Here is a 16,344-nt window from a genome sequence, read left to right as displayed (position 1 = left end):
CTCACTTGAAGAAGGCGATGCCGTCGTCCGGGAGGTCGTCCGGGAGGGCCTTGGCCCAGCGTTCGACCTGCTCGGGGGTGACGACCTTCTTCAGGTGGGCGGACATGTAGGGGCGCAGCTCGACCTCGGGGGTCTGCTTCTCGCCGACCCACATCAGGTCGCTCTTGACGTAGCCGTACAGCCGCTTGCCGCCGGTGTAGGGGCGGGAGGCGGCGGTGCGGGCGACCGCGTCGGTGACCAGCTCGATCTGCGGCTTCTTGTGGGCCAGCTCGCCGTACCAGATCTCGATGACGCCGTCGTCGCGGGTCATCGTGACCTCGACCTTGCGGTCGGCGTCGATCCGCCAGAAGCCGGACTCGGTCTCCAGCGGCTTCACCTTGTTGCCGTCGTTGTCCAGCACCCAGGTACGGGAGTGGTACTCGAGGAAGTCCCGGCCGTCGTGGGTGAAGCCGAGCTCCTGGCCGAAGTTGCACTTCTCGGCGCCCGGGAAGTCGTGCACGCCGGCTCCGGCCCAGTCGCCGAGCAGGAAGGCGAGGGGAACCAGGTCCTTGTGGAGGTCGGACGGAATCTCGATCATGAGCAGCTGTTCCTGGATGTCGTCGTCAGCGCTGGCCCTGGTACAGCTTCTTCACGGTCAGGTAGGCGAAGGCGAGAACGCCGACGCAGACCAGGACCAGCAGGGTTTCGAAGAAGATCTCCACGGGGTGCTCCTCGGTTGAGCAGGTGCGGTACGTACACAGGGCCGACCCCCAGCTTAGTCGGCCGGGGCCCCGCCCTCCCTGCGGGTGCTCCGCGACGGGCGTCAGCCGAGCAACTGGCTCTGAAGGGTCACGGTCTGCTGGAAGGGGACGGCGGGGGCGGTGCCCTTGCGGGACTGGACGATCACGCCGATGGTGTCACCGGCCGAGAGGTACGCCTGCCTGACCTGCTCGGCGCCGTACGGCTTGCTCTCCACGTAGGGGTTGGTCTCGACGTCGTCGACCTCCGCGCGCGGCGGGAAGTCCTCGTCCCGCTCGGACACGTCGGCGCCGCGCACCGGGTAGGACGGCAAGCTGTAGTTCGTCAGCTTCGCGGAGAACAGTTCGTCCGCGACGGCCGCGGTATTGAACTGGAGCAGGTAGATCCGGGTGCGGGTGCCGTCCGGCATGGTCCAGCCGCGGGCAGTGATGTGGCGCAGGCCGTAGTCGGTCAGCAGCTGCGCGATCGTGCCGCGGGCCGCCTCGTCGGCGTACTGCGCGAGGAACGTCTTCGTCGGCAGCCAGCCGTCGTTGCCGCGCAGCGCCGCGTCGGCCTTGGCGCCCTCGGGGGCGGGCAGCAGCAGCTTGCGCAGGTCCGCGTAGTGGGCGCCGGACTTGTTGGCGTCGGCGAACGGCGCGGGGCTGCCGGACGGCAGCGGCGGCTTGACGAGGGCCGGATAGTCCCAGCGCCCGTCCGACTCGGTCGCGAGGCCCGGTACGTCGGTGCGCTCCATGCGGGTGATGCCGTACGCGGCGGACGCGCCGACGGCCCCGAAGACCACCACGGCGGCGGTCCACCGCAGGACCGCACGCAGGACACGGCGGTCCTTCTTCGGCCGGGGTTCGGGCGCCGCCGGGAGCGTCCGCGGTTCCACGGGTGGGGGCGGCGTGCCGGGCAGGGGTGGTGTCTCGGGCACCGGCTGCGTCTCGGGCACCGGCTGCGTCTCGGGCGTCGGCGCGGGCGGCACCTGCGGCGTGTCCTGTGCGGTGGGCTCGACCGGTTCCGCCCCGTTCACCGGCTCGGTCTGCTCGGTCATACCGCCTCCCCCGGCTCGGCGACGCGGTCGAGCTGCTCGCGCAGCAGCCCGGCGACCGCCTTGGTGTGCAGTGGCTTGGCCCCGTACGCCGTGGCGGTGACCAGGACGTCGCCCCGGTAGGCGGAGCAGAGCATCATGTCGAGCTTCTCCTTGCGCTCCGTGGGCGGCAGGAAGCACTTGGCGTTCTTGTGTCCCCGGACGGTCGGCCCCTTGCGGAAGATCTTGAGGGCTGCCAGGAACTCGTTCTGGAACATCGACATGTTCCGCACCGCCGCCTTGTCCTGGATCTGGACGAGCTCGACGCTCACGGTGACGGTGCCGTCGTCCGTGCTGATGTAGCTGCGCATCGCCATGCCCTTGGTGTGCTGCTTGTCGATCTGCTTCTCGATCTGCCGCCGCTGGGAGCGGGGCAGGGCGCGCACCGACTCCTTGCGCAGGGCGGCGGCCTCGCCCCCGCTGAGGGCGGCGTCGGAGCCGAACCCTGCGATGTCCGGTCCCCGGCGCCAGCCGTCGGTGCCGAACGGCACGAGCATGGTGGCGAGCGAGGTGACCCCCTTGGTCTTCCCGGCCTCGCTCGTCGCGGCCTTCGGGAACTTCCATACGGGGGCGCCGGCGTCACGGTCGGCGTTCTGGACGGTCACGACCGTGTAGCCCGCGCCACCGACGACAGCGACGGCGAGCAGGACGGAGGCGGCGACGGCGGCGACCCGGCCGCGTCGCACCGGCTTCTTCTTCGCGGGGGCTTCCGGCACGGGTTCGGCGAGAACGGCCCCTTCCTCGGCCCCTTCCTCGGCTCCAGGGTTCTCGGTCACAGCCGCTCCATCTGCCGCTTGGCCAAATCCATGATCTTCGACTTGGGGATCGGCTTCGTGTCGTAGATCCAGATCTCCATGGCGATGTCACCGCGCCAGGCCGCGGCCTGCGCCTTGTACATCGGCAGATAACCGGGCTCCGTCTCGGGCTCGGTGCTGATGTAGACCCTGCCGTCGCCGGTGCCGGGGATGGACCAGCTGTCGGTGTCGAAGGTGTCCCAGTTGCCGGCTCGGTCGGACGCGCCGAGGCTCTCCTCCTGGTGGTACTGCACGAGCCGCACCTCGACGGACTCCGTGCCGTGCTCGGTCCAGGCGATGCCCGCCGCGCGCCGGAACTCCACCTCCGCGAGCCTGGCGAACTCCCTGTCCTCGTCCACGAGTTGGTCCGCGTACTCGGCCATGTTCAGCCAGCCGTCCTTGCCGGGCTCGAAGTCGGGCTTCTTCGCCCCCTTCGGCCGCGCGATGAGCAGCTTGCGCAGGTCGCCGTCCGTCTTCACCTTGCGGTCCTGCGCGGCGGACAGCGGCTCCGGCCCCTCGCCCTTCGCCTGCGCGAGCACCGGCTGCGAGAGCGGGGGCAGGGCGGTGGGCTCCCGGTCGGCCTGGATCAGGTAGCCGGCGCAGGTGCCGGCGGCGAGCCCCAGCACGGCGGCGGTGGCGAGCAGCAGGGCCGTACGACCACGGCGGCGCCGCGCGCGGGGCGCATCAGGTGCATCGGGTACTTCCAAGACGTCCCCCCACAGAACGTGAAGCGAGGATTCCATATCCGCGCTCCACAGCAGACTCATGGGTAACGCCCTTGGTTGTGCGGGAACTTGATGACGACTTGATGTAGCCGACGACGATTCGCAGGGGATTCCTCCAACATCCGTCGGAGCAGCTGTGATGACCCCGCTCGCGGGCCTACTAACCTTCCTCACATGGCGAAGAAGCTGGTGATCAAGGTGACCGCGGGGGCGGACGCCCCCGAGCGGTGTTCCCAGGCGTTCACGGTGGCGGCGGTGGCGGCGGCCAGCGGCGTGGACGTCTCCCTGTGGCTGACCGGGGAGTCCTCCTGGTTCGCGCTGCCGGGCCGGGCTGCCGAGTTCGAGCTGCCGCACGCCGCTCCGCTGCCCGACCTGATCGAGTCGATCCTCGCGGCCGGCCGGCTCACCCTGTGCACCCAGTGCGCGGCCCGCCGGAACATCACGGAGAAGGACGTCATCGAGGGCGTGCGGATCGCGGGCGCGCAGGTCTTCGTCCAGGAGGCCCTGGCGGACGGGACGCAGGCGCTCGTCTACTGAACGGGCCGAGGGGCGCCCCCCGGGAGCTAACGCCGCTTCTTGCCGTCCAGCTCGTCCCACCACTCGTCGGACTTGGGGTCGCCGGACGGGTCGTCCCACCAGCGGTCCTCGGGCCCTCGCCGGTTGGCGACCATGGCGGCGACCGGTGGGATCACCATGGCGACCAGGCACATGCCGACGGCCGCGGGAACCGACCAGATGCGCACGACACCCCACGCCAGGACGAACAGCCCGATGCAGACCCCCATCATGGCGAAGTACACATGCCGACGTCGTGCGTACATGCTTCCAGGGTAGGTCCGCGGGGGCCCGGCGTGCCGGGGCGGGAACGCCAAAAGGGCCGCACCCCGGGTGTCCAACCCGTGGGGTGCGGCCCTTCGGCCGTACCGTGCTCGGACCGCCTGAGCAGACCGCCCGAGCAGACCGCTCAGACCGCGATCGCGACCTCCGCGAGGCCGCCCTGCTGGGCGACGACCGTGCGGTCGGCGCTGGCGCCGGGGACGAGGGCGCGGACGGTCCAGGTGCCCTCGGCCGCGTAGAACCGGAACTGGCCCGTGGCGGAGGTGGGAACCTCCGCGGTGAACTCGCCGGTCGAGTCCAGCAGACGGACGTAGCCCGTCACCGGCTCGCCGTCGCGGGTCACCTGACCCTGGATCGTCGTCTCACCGGGCTTGATCGTCGAGGCGTCCGGGCCGCCGGCCTTCGCTCCACACATGTGCTTCTCCAGAGGTTCGATGAGGTCGAAACGGTCTGAACCGTCTTGCTTACTTGCCGGAGCCGAGCTCGATCGGCACGCCCACCAGGGAGCCGTACTCGGTCCAGGAACCGTCGTAGTTCTTGACGTTCTGCACGCCGAGCAGCTCGTGCAGCACGAACCAGGTCAGCGCGGAGCGCTCACCGATGCGGCACAGGGCGATGGTGTCCTTCGCCAGGTCGACCTGCTCGGCCTCGTAGAGGGCCTTGAGCTCCTCGTCCGACTTGAAGGTGCCGTCGTCGTTGGCGTTCTTGGACCACGGGATGTTCCGGGAGGACGGCACGTGGCCGGGGCGCTGCGACTGCTCCTGCGGCAGGTGGGCCGGGGCGAGCAGCTTGCCGGAGAACTCGTCGGGCGACCGGACGTCGACGATGTTCAGCTTGCCGATCGCAGCCACGACCTCGTCGCGGAAGGCGCGGATGGAGGCGTCCTGCGGCTTGGCCTGGTACGCGGTCTTCGGACGCTCCGGCACGTCGGTGCCGTCGACCAGCTCGCGGGCGTCCAGCTCCCACTTCTTGCGGCCGCCGTCGAGGAGCTTGACGTTCTCGTGGCCGTACAGCTTGAAGTACCAGTAGGCGTACGAGGCGAACCAGTTGTTGTTGCCGCCATAGAGGATCACCGTGTGGTCGTTGGCGATGCCCTTCTCCGACAGGAGCTTCTCGAAGCCGGCCTGGTCGATGAAGTCACGCCGCACCGGGTCCTGGAGGTCCTGGGTCCAGTCGATCCGGACGGCGTTCTTGATGTGGTTCTTGTCGTACGCGGACGTGTCCTCGTCCACCTCGACAATGGCGATGCTCGGGTCGTCCAGGTGTTCCTGGACCCAGTCGGCGTCGACCAGGACGTCGCTGCGGCTCATGCTCAATCTCCTCCGGGGCAGGTACGGCGGGGCGTGCGAGTGCGAAGGGGTGCGCGGGTACGCGTTCGATGCCGGCGTACACGGCGCGCGGGTGGGCCCCGGGTCGTAGCGGGGCGGGGGATACGGGAGAAGGCTCCCGCTCAGGAAGTGCGACAGAGCATGGCGGCAACACGGCACAGGTCCACTGCCCGCCGCTTCGTGAGATCCGCCTGTCGCTGCATGGTGTCGATCGTAGGGAGGGAAAGGCGGACATGTCACCGGCGTGTCGGATACTGAGACACGATCGTCCGGGATGTGGGAAGGGGAGAGCGTCCGGGCCGTCGTCCCGCGCCCTCCGGGCGCTCGTGTCCGTTCCCGTCCGCGCCGCGCATCTACGGTGCGGACGGAGGTGTCTCGCTAATCGGACACCCTCTTCGTTCCCCGCATGCTGCCTACCCGGCCAGCCTGACGTCCGAACCCTTCACCGTGATCTCGACGCCGTCCTTCGCCGCCCGTACCGAGTCCAGCCGTACCTCGCCGGGCAGCCGTTCGATCGCCTGCTGGAAGTCGGTGATCGCCCGGATCCGGCTCTCGGGGAACCGCAGGCCACCCACCACGGGCAGGTCGTCGGCGCTCACCTCCACCTTCTTGCCCCGTACGGCGACCGAACTGAGCACGGAGAACGTCTGCTTGATGCCCAGCGCCCGGGCCTCGACCTCGAGGCCGACCTCGACCTTGCCGTCACCGCCGTCGGACAGGCCGACCACATGGGCGGTGACGCCGGGAAGGACCGGCGTCGGCTCGGACTTGGCGGCCTTCAGCAACTCGTCGTAGGCGATGGTCGCGGTGCCGGTGGCGGTGGCCGCGGTGGCCGAGCTGTAGTCGCCGGAGAACTTCACGCCGCGCATGTCGGCCTCGATGTCGGCGATACGGATCTTCTGGCCGCCGTTCCCCGTGGCGGCCACGTAGTCCTTGATGCCGACCCGGACGTCGTCCAGCTCGCCGCCGGCCACCTGGGTGAGGAACGGGAAGCCCTCGATGGACACGTCCGGGGTGCTCGCCAGGTTCTCCGTGGTCCTGAGCCTGTCGGCCGCCTGCCCCTCCGCGAAGTGCACCGCGACCCGGTCGACCACCGCGAACAGCACGCCCAGGACCACGACGACGACCAGGAGTACTCTCAGCGCTCGCAACCGGTTCCCCCCTCAGCGGTCCTCCACGAACGGATGGCCGTCAGGCGCGAGCGTAAACCTCCCCGAGGACCGGGCCGGGGGTTTGTTGAGCGGCTGTGACAGCGGGCCCGGTCCGGGGCTCGGTCATCCCAGCGCCCGTCCGAGCACCCACACCACCGGTGCCGCGGCCGACAGCGGCAGGGCGACGCCGGCCGTGAAGTGCACGAAGCGCGAGGGGTAGTCGTAGCTCGCCGCGCGGTGCCCGATCAGCGCGCACACCGCGGCGCCCGCGCCGAGCAGCGCGCCCTTGGCACCCAGGTCCGTCATGCCGCCGACCGCGATGCCCGCGCCGGCCGCCGCGAGCAGCGCGACGACCACCGAGGCCGCCGTGGGCAGCGGCAGCGCCCGCGCCAGGACGGCCACCGCGACCGCCGCCGCGCCGACCGCGACCGCGTCCGGCGGGGCGGCGAGGTAGCCGGTGGCCACGATCGCCAGCGCCGCCGCGGCGACGGTCGCCGTCAGGCCGTACATCCGCTCGTCCGGGTCGGCGTGGGAGCGCAGCTGGAGGACGAGGGAGAGGAGCACCCACACCCCGAGCGTGCCCAGGATCGCCCCGGGCGCGTGCTCACGGCCCGCGGCGAGCACCGCCACGTCCGCGGCGAGCGCGCCCGCGAAGCCGAGGGCGATGCCCTGCCGGGCGGGCCACATGCCGTTCAGCCTGAACCAGCCCGCGGCCGTCACGCCCTGGAGCACGACCAGCGGCACGAGCAGCCCGTAGACGCCGAGCTCCGCCGTGCCTGCCAGCAGCAGCCCCAGCAGCGCCGTGAGCGCGGCCGGCTGCATCCCGGGCTCGATGATCGGCGAGCGTCCCTCGGCGCGGGCCCGCTGCGCGTCGGTGACCCGGGTGTTGCCGGCGAGGGTCGCGCGACCGTAGGCGGGCCCGTCCACCTCGGGATCGGCAGCCGTCGCGGCGGCGGCCGGGGCGGCCGCCTGCGGCTGCGGCGCGTGATGCCCCACCGGGGGCAGGTAGGCCGTCTCCGCGGCGGCGGGCGAGGCCGGAGCCTGCGGCTGCGGCTGCGGCTGCGGTGTGTAGGAAGGCGCCTGCGCACCGTGACCCCCGCCACCCTGGACCCCGTGAGCCGCGACCGGCCCCTGGTGCCCCACCGGAGGCAGGTACGCCGTCTCCGCGGCGGCGGCCGGCGGCCGGGCGTGCGTCTGGGTGTCCCAGGTCTGCCCCTGCCACTGCTGCGTGTACTGGTCGGCGGCCTGCGGGTCCTCGTACGCCTGCTGCTGCGCGGGCCACGCCTGCGGCTGGGCGGGGGGATAGGCCTGCTGAGCGGCGGACGCCTGCGGCTGGGCGGGCGGGTACGGCTGCTGCGCGGCGGGCTGCTGGGGGTACTGCCCCGCGTACGGGTCGTACCCGCTGTAGGGGTTGTCGTAGGGAGACCCGGGAGGCCCCTCATACGGCCGGTCGGTCATCGCTCACCCTCCTGCGAACGGGGGGAGCACCTCGACCGTGCCGCCCTCAATCAGCCGTACCGTCTCATGTGCGCGCGTCCCCACCGGGTCACCGTCGATGAGGAACGAGCACCGCCGCAGAACGCGGTCCAGCTCACCGGGGTGCCGCCCGCGCACCGCGTCGAGCACCTCGGCGAGCGTCTCCGCCTCGTACGGCTCCTCGGCGACCCCGGCAGCGGCCTTCGCCGCCGCCCAGTAGCGCACCGTGACCTTTGCCATCCCGTCCCTCGATCACTCGTCTATGAACAGGGTCAGGCTAGCCCGCCTGTGCGAGGGTCCAGCGCGCGATGCGGTGCAGGAGTTCGTCGGCGGCGGCGTTCTCGGCGTGGCCCATGCCGGGCTCCAGCCACAGTTCCCCGTGGTCACCGGCGGCCGCGGCCAGCATCCGGGGGTGGTCGAGGGGGAAGTAACCGTCCCGGTCGCCGTGCACGATCAGCAGGGGGACGGGAGCGATGCGCGAGGCCGCCTGAAACGGCGGCAGCGGGACGGGGTCCCAGTCGCGGTGGTGGATCCGGGTACGCAGCCCGTAGCGGCCGAGCAGGCGGCCCTCGGGGCGTGTGACCAGCCAGTGCAGCCGGCGCATGGGGGCCGTGCCCCGGTAGTACCAGCGCGCGGGCGCGCTGACGGAGACCACGGCGTCCGTGCGCGTGTCCGCGCGCCCCTCGCCCGGTGCGGTGTCCTGCGGGCCGCCGTGCAGGGCCGCGTGCCGCAGCACCACCGAGCCGCCCATGGAGAAGCCGACGGTCGCCACGCGCGCGTGCCCGAACCCGCGCGCCCAGGCCACCGCCGCCGCCAGGTCCAGCACCTCGCGGTCGCCGACGGTCGAGCGCCCGCCGGAGGCCCCGTGGCCGCGGAAGGAGAAGGTGACCACGGCGCCGTAGCGGGCCAGGACCCGCGCCACCCGGCGCACGTGCGGCCGGTCCAGGTCGCCGGTGAAGCCGTGCGCGATCACGAACACGAGGTCGCCGCGGCCGTCGCCGCGACCGCCGCCGGAGCCGTCCCGCGCGGCCGCGCCCGGCTCGTACACGGCGTCGAGCGCCACCCCGTCAGCCGTGCGCAGGAACGTCCTGACCACGCCCCCGGCGCCCGCGCCCGGCGGCGTCCCGCCCTCCGGAACGTCCGTCGAACGCGCCACTCGACCTGCCGATCCCGACCTCATATCGGCTATTCTGCTGCGAAGAGGACTCGGGCAGCGCAGCCCCCGGGTCCTTTTGTGCTTTCGGAAGCGTTGTATACGGCGCGGGAAACCGCAGGTGTACGGCCCGTTGATCGCGCAATGGGCAGGGACCGAGGAGGAACCAGACGCCATGGACGAGCGAACGGTGCACACACATACGAGGGCCCTGGCATGGGGGTCCCCCCTGCTCGAGCGCGGCCGAGAGCTTGCGGGAGGCGCGCGATGAGTTCCCTGCTGCTGCTCACCAACGCCCTCCAACCGTCGGCCGAGGTGCTCCCCGCCCTCGGCCTGCTGCTGCACAACGTGCGGGTGGCCCCGGCGGAGGGGCCCGCGCTCGTGGACACCCCGAGCGCCGACGTCGTCCTGGTCGACGGGCGGCGCGACCTGCCGCAGGTGCGCGGCCTGTGCCGGCTGCTGCGCTCCACCGGTCTCGGCTGCCCGCTGATCCTCGTGGTGACCGAGGGCGGCCTCGCGGCCGTCACCGCCGACTGGGGCATCGACGACGTGCTCCTGGACACCGCGGGTCCCGCCGAGGTGGAGGCCCGCCTCCGGCTGGCCATGGGCCGACTGCAGATCGCCAACGACGACTCCCCCATGGAGATCCGCAGCGGCGACCTGTCCGTGGACGAGGCGACCTACAGCGCCAGGCTCAAGGGCCGGACGCTGGACCTCACCTTCAAGGAGTTCGAGCTGCTGAAGTACCTCGCGCAGCACCCGGGCCGCGTCTTCACCCGCGCCCAGCTGCTCCAGGAGGTCTGGGGCTACGACTACTTCGGCGGCACCCGGACCGTCGACGTCCACGTACGGCGGCTGCGGGCCAAGTTCGGCCCCGAGCACGAATCGCTGATCGGGACGGTCCGCAATGTCGGTTACCGATTCGTTACTCCCGAGAAGACCGACCGCGCCGGGGACGCCGCGGACGAGACGAAGGCCGGGGGCGCCCGGCCAAATCCGGAGAATCAGGACACGGCGGCGAGGCGGGCCCGCGCGGAGAGGTGAGGCGCGCCCCCAGGGGCGTGTCCCATACCCGTCCACGCTCCGGTACGCCCTGCCGGGGAGCGTGTCCATCCGCGTAGACTCCGCGCGTGGCCAAGGTGACTCGGGACGACGTGGCGCGGCTGGCAGGGACGTCGACTGCCGTCGTCAGCTATGTGATCAACAACGGACCCCGGCCGGTCGCCCCGGCCACCCGCGAGCGGGTCCTCGCCGCGATCAAGGAGCTGGGGTACCGGCCCGACCGGGTCGCCCAGGCCATGGCCTCGCGGCGCACCGACCTCATAGGCCTGATCGTCCCGGACGCCCGCCAGCCCTTCTTCGGGGAGATGGCGCACGCGGTGGAGTGGGCCGCCGCCGAGCGCGGCAAGATGGTCCTCGTCGGCAACTCCGACTACGTCGCCGAGCGCGAGGTCCACTACCTGCGGGCCTTCCTCGGCATGCGCGTCTCCGGCCTGATCCTGGTCAGCCACGCGCTGAACGACCTCGCCGCCGCCGAGATCGAGGCCTGGGACGCCCGGGTGGTGCTGCTGCACGAGCGGCCCGAGGCCATCGACGACGTGGCCGTGGTCACCGACGACCTCGGCGGCGCGCAGCTCGCCGTACGGCACCTGCTGGAGCACGGCTACGACTACGTCGCCTGTGTGGGTGGCACCGCCGAGACGCCCGCCGTGGGCGACCCCGTCTCCGACCACGTCGAGGGCTGGCGGCGCGCCATGGCGGAGGCCGGCCTGCCGACGGAGGGACGCCTGTTCGAGGCGCCGTACAACCGCTACGACGCCTACCGGATCGGCCTGGAGATCCTCTCGGGTCCGAACCGTCCGCCGGCGATCTTCTGCTCCACCGACGACCAGGCGATCGGCCTGCTGCGGGCCGCGCGCGAGCTGCGCATCGACGTCCCCGGCGAGCTGGCGGTGGCCGGTTTCGACGACATCAAGGAGGCGGCGCTGACGGACCCGCCGCTGACGACGGTCGCCTCGGACCGGTCGGCGATGGCCCGGGCGGCCGTGGACCTGGTGCTGGACGACGGGCTGCGGGTCGCCGGCTCGCGCCGGGAGCGGCTGAAGCTGTTCCCGTCGCGGCTCGTGGTCCGCACGTCCTGCGGCTGCGCCTAGGTCCTGTCACTCCTTGGCTCTCCCACCGCGGGAGACCCCTCCGAGGAACTTGCTTATATCGGGCATACGAGGTTCTGTCGGGCTTCTCAGCGGGGACTCAGGAAGCTCTCATGATCCCGGGACATTCTCAATGTCATGACCGAGAGCATCCGCCGCAGCGGCGAGTACGAACACCCCCAGGGTGACGGGCAGGCCCCGGCTGCCCGCTCCATGCAGTCGGCGGACCAGCAGCGGGCCTCCGCCCCGGTGAATCCGGAGTGGCCGCCCCCGCCGCCGTACATCCCCGCGCAGCCGTTCGCGGCCGGGCCGGGCGCCGGTCGGGGCGGCGCGGACGACGGTGGCACCGCCGTCTTCCCGACCGTCCCGGCGGGACCCGCGCACGCCTCCGGGTCGCGCAAGCGCGCCAGGGGACCGCTCGCCCTGCTCGCCGCGGTGGCGATCGCCTCGGCCGTGGTGGGCGGCGGCACCGCGTTCGCCTTCCAGGAGCTGACCGGCACGGACACGGTCGCCTCCAGCACCACCACCAATGTGGTGGCCTCCAGCCAGCGCGGCAGCATCGCCGCGATCGCCAAGGCGGTCACTCCCAGCGTCGTCGAGATCAACGCCACCCTCGACAACGGAACGTCCACCGGCTCCGGCGTGGTCGTCACCAGCGACGGCGAGGTCGTCACCAACAACCACGTCATCGCGGGTGCCTCATCGATCAAGGTGCGCACCAGCGACGGCACCTCGTACACCGCGCAGGTCGTGGGCACCGACAGCTCCAAGGACCTCGCCCTGATCAAGCTGCGGGACGCCTCCGGCCTCAAGGCGGCGGCCCTCGGCGACTCCGACGGACTGACGGTCGGCGACCAGGTCGTCGCGATCGGCTCCCCGGAGGGCCTGACCGGCACCGTCACCAGCGGCATCGTCTCCGCCCTGCACCGGGACGTGACGGTCTCCACCAACGAGAACCAGGGGCAGCAGGGTGGCGGCGGCTGGCCCTTCCAGTTCGGCGGCCGCCAGTTCAACGGCGACACCGGCTCCTCCACCACCACCTACCAGGCGATACAGACCGACGCGTCCCTCAACCCCGGCAACTCCGGCGGCGCGCTGATCGACGCGAGCGGCAACATCGTCGGCATCAACTCGGCGATGTACTCGGCCACGCAGGCGTCGGACTCGTCCAGCGCCGGCAGCGTCGGCCTCGGCTTCGCCATCCCGATCAACACCGTCAAGTCCGACCTGGCCACCCTGCGCTCCGGCTCCCGGAGCTGACGTGCGGCACCGGCAGGCGCCCGGACATCGTCCGGCACCGTTCGACAAGGAGTAGGACATGATCCAGCACGTTGTGCACGAGACGACGGACACCATCGACCTGACCGCCACCGCCGGCCTCAGCCTGACCCGCCCCTTCGCGAAGGAACCGCACAGCCCGGCGAACCGCGTGCCCGAGGCCGCCGTGGTCCCCCAGCTGATGGGCCTGCGCACCTCCGCCGAGCGCCCGCACCGGCACAAGGTCCCGCTGCGCCGGATCACCGCGATCGCGGCCTGAGCTGCGGCGCGCGACCCGCGCGCCGCCCCCGCCGCACCGAAACATGCGAGGCTGAGAGCGTCCAGCCCGGGACCCACCGGTCCCCGCGGCCCCAGCGACCCGAGGAACGACGACCGATGAGTCCCGCCGATGGCGACCGTGATCCCCAGCGCATCCTGATCGTCGACGACGAACCGGCGGTACGCGAAGCACTCCAGCGCAGCCTCGCCTTCGAGGGGTACGAGACCGAGGTCGCCGTGGACGGCGCGGACGCGCTGGCCAAGGCGGCCTCGTACCAGCCGGACCTGTTCGTCCTCGACATCCAGATGCCGCGGATGGACGGCCTGACCGCCGCCCGCCGCATCCGGGGCGCCGGCGACACCACCCCCATCCTGATGCTGACCGCCCGCGACACGGTCGGCGACCGGGTCACCGGCCTGGACGCCGGAGCGGACGACTACCTGGTCAAGCCCTTCGAGCTGGACGAGTTGTTCGCCCGCATCCGGGCACTGCTGCGCCGCAGCACCTACGCGGCGGCCGTGGCGGGCGCGGCCCAGGAGGACGAGGCCCTCACCTTCGCCGACCTGCGCATGGACCTCGCCACCCGCGAGGTCACCCGCGGCGGCCGGCAGGTGGGGCTGACCCGGACGGAGTTCACCCTGCTGGAGATGTTCATGGCGCATCCGCGTCAGGTGCTCACCCGGGAGCAGATCCTCAAGGCGGTCTGGGGCTTCGACTTCGAACCCTCGTCGAACTCCCTCGACGTCTACGTCATGTACCTGCGGCGCAAGACCGAGGCCGACGGCGAGCCCCGTCTCGTGCACACGGTGCGCGGGGTCGGGTACGTACTGCGGCAGGGCGGCGCGGAGTGAAGACGGCGCTGCGCCGTTTCCATGCGCTGCCGATCCGCTCCCGGCTGGCGCTGCTGGTGGCGGCGGCGGTGGCGTTCGCGGTGGCGGCGGTCTCCCTCACCTGCTGGTTCATCGTCCAGGGGAAGCTGTACGACGAGGTCGACAGCCGGCTCGCGAGCTACGGCCGGGTGACCGCCACCACGGCTTCCGCGATGGCCGCCAACTGCACGCAGACGACGGACGACTCGCCGGGCGACATGCAGCGCTCGTACCTCTACGTGCAGTTGGTGACGGCCCAGGGCAAGTTCTGCGTGGACACCCGGTCGCCGGGGGTCATCAAGGTCACGGCCCTGGACAAGGGGGTGGCCGCCAACCCCGATGTGCGCGAGCGCACCTTCCACACCACCACCGACAGCCAGGGCAACAACATCCGCGTGATGACCGTCGCCGTCCCCACGGGCCCCGGCCCCAACTCCGAGCCGTACCCGGGCATCGCCTTCATGCTCGGCCTCTCCCTGAAGGACACCGAGAACACCCTCAACGACCTGGCCCTGCTGCTCCTCTTCGTCTCCGGCGTGGGAGTCTTCGGCGCCGGAGCCGCCGGCCTCGCCGTCGCCCGCGCCGGGCTGCGCCCCGTGGACAAGCTCACGGAGGCGGTGGAGCACGTGGCGCGCACCGAGGACCTCACGATCCGCATCCCCGTGGAGGACGACAGCGAGGACGAGATCGCCCGCCTGTCCCGCTCCTTCAACTCCATGACCTCGGCCCTGGCCAGTTCCCGGGACCTTCAGCAGCAGCTGATCGCGGACGCCGGTCACGAACTGCGCACCCCGCTGACCTCACTGCGCACGAACATCGAACTCCTCACCCGCAGCGAGGAGACGGGCCGCCCGCTCCCCGAGGCCGACCGCAAGGCACTGCTCGCCTCGGTGAAGGCCCAGATGACCGAACTGGCCTCGTTGATCGGCGACTTGCAGGAGCTGTCGCGCTCGGACGGGCAGCAGGGCGAACGCGTCCAGGTGGTCGCCTTCCAGGACACCGTGGAGGCGGCGCTGCGCCGCGCCCGGCTGCGCGGCCCGGAGCTGACCATAACGGCGGACCTGGCCCCCTGGTTCGTACGGGCGGAGCCGTCCGCGCTGGAGCGGGCGATCGTCAACATCCTCGACAACGCGGTGAAGTTCAGCCCCAGGGACGGCACGATCGACGTGGTCCTGGACCAGGGCGTCCTCACCGTCCGCGACCACGGCCCCGGCATCCCCGCCGACGAACTCCCCCACGTCTTCGACCGCTTCTGGCGCTCCCCGGGCGCCCGTGCCCTGCCCGGCTCGGGACTCGGCCTGTCCATCGTCGCCCGCACCGTCCAACGGGCGGGCGGCGAGGTCACCCTGACACCGGCCGAGGCCGGCGGCACGGTGGCGACGGTACGGCTGCCGGGGGCGCCCGTTCCGCCCCCGGAGACGCCTGGCGTCAGCTGAGGCCCGGCGCGGGAAGGCCCGGTCACCCCGCGGGGGAACCCCGTACCCTCATATCCATGACCAGCGACGACACCGCACCGACCGCCCGCTCCCTGGAGACCCTCGCCGAGCTCACCCCGGACCGGGCCGAAGCCGTGCTCGGGCTGCTGGAGGCGGCTGCCCGCGCCGACGGACGGCAGGCGGTGTCCGAGCAGGGCCGGCTCCAGCTGCGGGGCGGGGCCCGCGAGGGCGTGTCCCATCTGCTGCTGGCGGTGGACGGCGAACTCGTCGGCTACGCGCAGCTGGAGGACACCGATCCGGTGGAGGCGCCCGCCGCCGAGCTGGTGGTCCATCCGGAGCACCGCGGGCACGGGCACGGGCGGGCGCTCGGGGCCGCGCTGCTGGCCGCGTCCGGCAAGCGGCTGCGGGTGTGGGCGCACGGGGGCCAGTCCGCCGCGCGGCATCTGGCTCAGGTCCTCGGGCTCACCCTGTTCCGCGAACTGCGGCAGATGCGGCGGCCGTTGAAGGACCTCGACCTGCCCGAGCCGGCGCTGCCGGAGGGCGTGACGGTACGGACCTTCGAGCCCGGCCGGGACGACGCCGCATGGCTCGAGGTGAACGCGGAGGCGTTCGCCCACCACCCCGAGCAGGGCTCCCTCACCCAGCGCGACCTCGACGACCGCGAGGCGCAGCCGTGGTTCGACCCGCAGGGGTTCTTCCTCGCCGAGCGCGAGGGCCGGCTGATCGGCTTCCACTGGACCAAGGTGCACCGGGCGGAACGCCTCGGCGAGGTGTACGTCCTCGGCGTCCGCCCCGGCGCCCAGGGCGGCGGCCTCGGCAAGGCCCTCACCCTGATCGGCCTGCGCCACCTGGCCGCACAGGGCCTCCCGACGGCGATGCTGTACGTCGACGCCGACAACAAGGCGGCGGTCTCGGTCTACGAGCGTCTCGGCTTCACCACCTACGAAACCGACCTCATGTACCGCACAGAAACCTGACCACCCCCGGCCCCCGCCCCGCCCCACCGGCCGGCCCGCCGACCACTACCACGCGCCCGCCGACCACGGGCCGGGCGGCCACCACGCCCGTCGTCCCGGCC

The 16,344-nt window shown here is 72.1% G+C and carries 20 protein-coding genes; 8 read left to right on the top strand and 12 right to left on the bottom strand.

Features of this window, described 5'->3' with window-relative positions:
- Nucleotide 1: 1 nt before the first annotated feature.
- The 4 genes from ACFY3J_RS10585 to ACFY3J_RS10570 form a co-directional block, all read right to left on the bottom strand.
- Nucleotides 2-577 carry an FABP family protein gene (locus tag ACFY3J_RS10585; RefSeq protein ID WP_384177489.1) on the bottom strand — a complete coding sequence of 192 codons (576 nt, stop codon included), beginning with the start codon at nucleotides 575-577 and terminating at the stop codon, nucleotides 2-4.
- A gap of 225 nt (nucleotides 578-802) precedes the next feature.
- Entirely contained in the window at nucleotides 803-1,774 is a 972-nt protein-coding gene (locus tag ACFY3J_RS10580; protein ID WP_390840714.1) for a hypothetical protein, read from the bottom strand.
- Nucleotides 1,771-2,586 carry a hypothetical protein gene (locus ACFY3J_RS10575; protein ID WP_384177485.1) on the bottom strand — a complete coding sequence of 272 codons (816 nt, stop codon included), beginning with the start codon at nucleotides 2,584-2,586 and terminating at the stop codon, nucleotides 1,771-1,773. The genes ACFY3J_RS10580 and ACFY3J_RS10575 overlap by 4 nt, the downstream gene beginning before the upstream one ends.
- Nucleotides 2,583-3,311 carry a hypothetical protein gene (locus ACFY3J_RS10570; RefSeq protein ID WP_384177484.1) on the bottom strand — a complete coding sequence of 243 codons (729 nt, stop codon included), beginning with the start codon at nucleotides 3,309-3,311 and terminating at the stop codon, nucleotides 2,583-2,585. Before ACFY3J_RS10570 ends, ACFY3J_RS10575 begins: the two co-directional genes overlap by 4 nt.
- Before the next feature lie 192 nt (nucleotides 3,312-3,503).
- On the opposite strand from ACFY3J_RS10570, the gene ACFY3J_RS10565 reads away from it, so the two are divergent.
- The gene (locus tag ACFY3J_RS10565) at nucleotides 3,504-3,866 is read left to right on the top strand and encodes a DsrE family protein (protein ID WP_384177482.1); all 363 of its coding nucleotides are present in this window, start codon (nucleotides 3,504-3,506) and stop codon (nucleotides 3,864-3,866) included.
- Nucleotides 3,867-3,892: 26 nt separating this feature from the next.
- Here ACFY3J_RS10565 and ACFY3J_RS10560 read toward each other — a convergent pair whose 3' ends face one another.
- The 8 genes from ACFY3J_RS10560 to ACFY3J_RS10525 form a co-directional block, all read right to left on the bottom strand.
- Nucleotides 3,893-4,150 (bottom strand): DUF3099 domain-containing protein, encoded by a 258-nt coding sequence (locus ACFY3J_RS10560; RefSeq protein ID WP_225074509.1) that lies wholly within the window; start codon nucleotides 4,148-4,150, stop codon nucleotides 3,893-3,895.
- A 143-nt stretch (nucleotides 4,151-4,293) separates the two neighbouring features.
- On the bottom strand, nucleotides 4,294-4,581 hold the full coding sequence (locus ACFY3J_RS10555) for a DUF1416 domain-containing protein (protein ID WP_100569102.1): 288 nt from the start codon (nucleotides 4,579-4,581) through the stop codon (nucleotides 4,294-4,296).
- Nucleotides 4,582-4,630: 49 nt separating this feature from the next.
- Nucleotides 4,631-5,476: a sulfurtransferase gene (locus ACFY3J_RS10550; protein WP_384177480.1), complete on the bottom strand. Its 846-nt coding sequence runs from the start codon at nucleotides 5,474-5,476 to the stop codon at nucleotides 4,631-4,633.
- A 140-nt stretch (nucleotides 5,477-5,616) separates the two neighbouring features.
- The gene (locus ACFY3J_RS10545; RefSeq protein ID WP_355139345.1) at nucleotides 5,617-5,697 is read right to left on the bottom strand and encodes a putative leader peptide; all 81 of its coding nucleotides are present in this window, start codon (nucleotides 5,695-5,697) and stop codon (nucleotides 5,617-5,619) included.
- A gap of 210 nt (nucleotides 5,698-5,907) precedes the next feature.
- The gene (locus ACFY3J_RS10540) at nucleotides 5,908-6,645 is read right to left on the bottom strand and encodes a DUF2993 domain-containing protein (RefSeq protein WP_384177477.1); all 738 of its coding nucleotides are present in this window, start codon (nucleotides 6,643-6,645) and stop codon (nucleotides 5,908-5,910) included.
- Nucleotides 6,646-6,768: 123 nt separating this feature from the next.
- On the bottom strand, nucleotides 6,769-8,103 hold the full coding sequence (locus ACFY3J_RS10535) for a hypothetical protein (protein WP_390840713.1): 1,335 nt from the start codon (nucleotides 8,101-8,103) through the stop codon (nucleotides 6,769-6,771).
- Between the two features lie 3 nt (nucleotides 8,104-8,106).
- Nucleotides 8,107-8,361, bottom strand: coding sequence for a MoaD/ThiS family protein (locus ACFY3J_RS10530; RefSeq protein WP_365434361.1), 255 nt, complete (start codon nucleotides 8,359-8,361; stop codon nucleotides 8,107-8,109).
- A 37-nt stretch (nucleotides 8,362-8,398) separates the two neighbouring features.
- On the bottom strand, nucleotides 8,399-9,301 hold the full coding sequence (locus ACFY3J_RS10525) for an alpha/beta hydrolase (protein ID WP_384177473.1): 903 nt from the start codon (nucleotides 9,299-9,301) through the stop codon (nucleotides 8,399-8,401).
- Nucleotides 9,302-9,541: 240 nt separating this feature from the next.
- Here ACFY3J_RS10525 and ACFY3J_RS10520 point away from each other — a divergent pair, with 240 nt between their 5' ends.
- From ACFY3J_RS10520 to mshD, 7 genes are all read left to right on the top strand, one after another.
- On the top strand, nucleotides 9,542-10,318 hold the full coding sequence (locus ACFY3J_RS10520; protein WP_384177471.1) for a winged-helix domain-containing protein: 777 nt from the start codon (nucleotides 9,542-9,544) through the stop codon (nucleotides 10,316-10,318).
- An 86-nt stretch (nucleotides 10,319-10,404) separates the two neighbouring features.
- Entirely contained in the window at nucleotides 10,405-11,427 is a 1,023-nt protein-coding gene (locus tag ACFY3J_RS10515; protein WP_384177469.1) for a LacI family DNA-binding transcriptional regulator, read from the top strand.
- Nucleotides 11,428-11,562: 135 nt separating this feature from the next.
- Nucleotides 11,563-12,684, top strand: a complete 1,122-nt coding sequence (locus tag ACFY3J_RS10510; protein WP_390840712.1) for a S1C family serine protease — start codon at nucleotides 11,563-11,565, stop codon at nucleotides 12,682-12,684.
- A 58-nt stretch (nucleotides 12,685-12,742) separates the two neighbouring features.
- Nucleotides 12,743-12,961, top strand: coding sequence for a hypothetical protein (locus ACFY3J_RS10505; protein ID WP_384177465.1), 219 nt, complete (start codon nucleotides 12,743-12,745; stop codon nucleotides 12,959-12,961).
- Between the two features lie 116 nt (nucleotides 12,962-13,077).
- Nucleotides 13,078-13,812, top strand: a complete 735-nt coding sequence (locus tag ACFY3J_RS10500; protein WP_384177463.1) for a response regulator transcription factor — start codon at nucleotides 13,078-13,080, stop codon at nucleotides 13,810-13,812.
- Complete coding sequence (locus tag ACFY3J_RS10495; RefSeq protein ID WP_384177461.1) at nucleotides 13,809-15,266, top strand: ATP-binding protein; 1,458 nt, start codon at nucleotides 13,809-13,811, stop codon at nucleotides 15,264-15,266. The genes ACFY3J_RS10500 and ACFY3J_RS10495 overlap by 4 nt, the downstream gene beginning before the upstream one ends.
- 56 nt (nucleotides 15,267-15,322) lie before the next feature.
- Nucleotides 15,323-16,243 carry a mycothiol synthase gene (gene mshD / locus ACFY3J_RS10490; protein WP_384177459.1) on the top strand — a complete coding sequence of 307 codons (921 nt, stop codon included), beginning with the start codon at nucleotides 15,323-15,325 and terminating at the stop codon, nucleotides 16,241-16,243.
- Nucleotides 16,244-16,344 lie beyond the last annotated feature (101 nt).

The organism is Streptomyces sp. NPDC001231 (assembly GCF_042896885.1).
Lineage (GTDB): Bacteria > Actinomycetota > Actinomycetes > Streptomycetales > Streptomycetaceae > Streptomyces.
The sequence above is the reverse complement of the archived record's forward strand: the minus strand, read 5'-3'. Positions and strand labels throughout refer to the sequence as shown.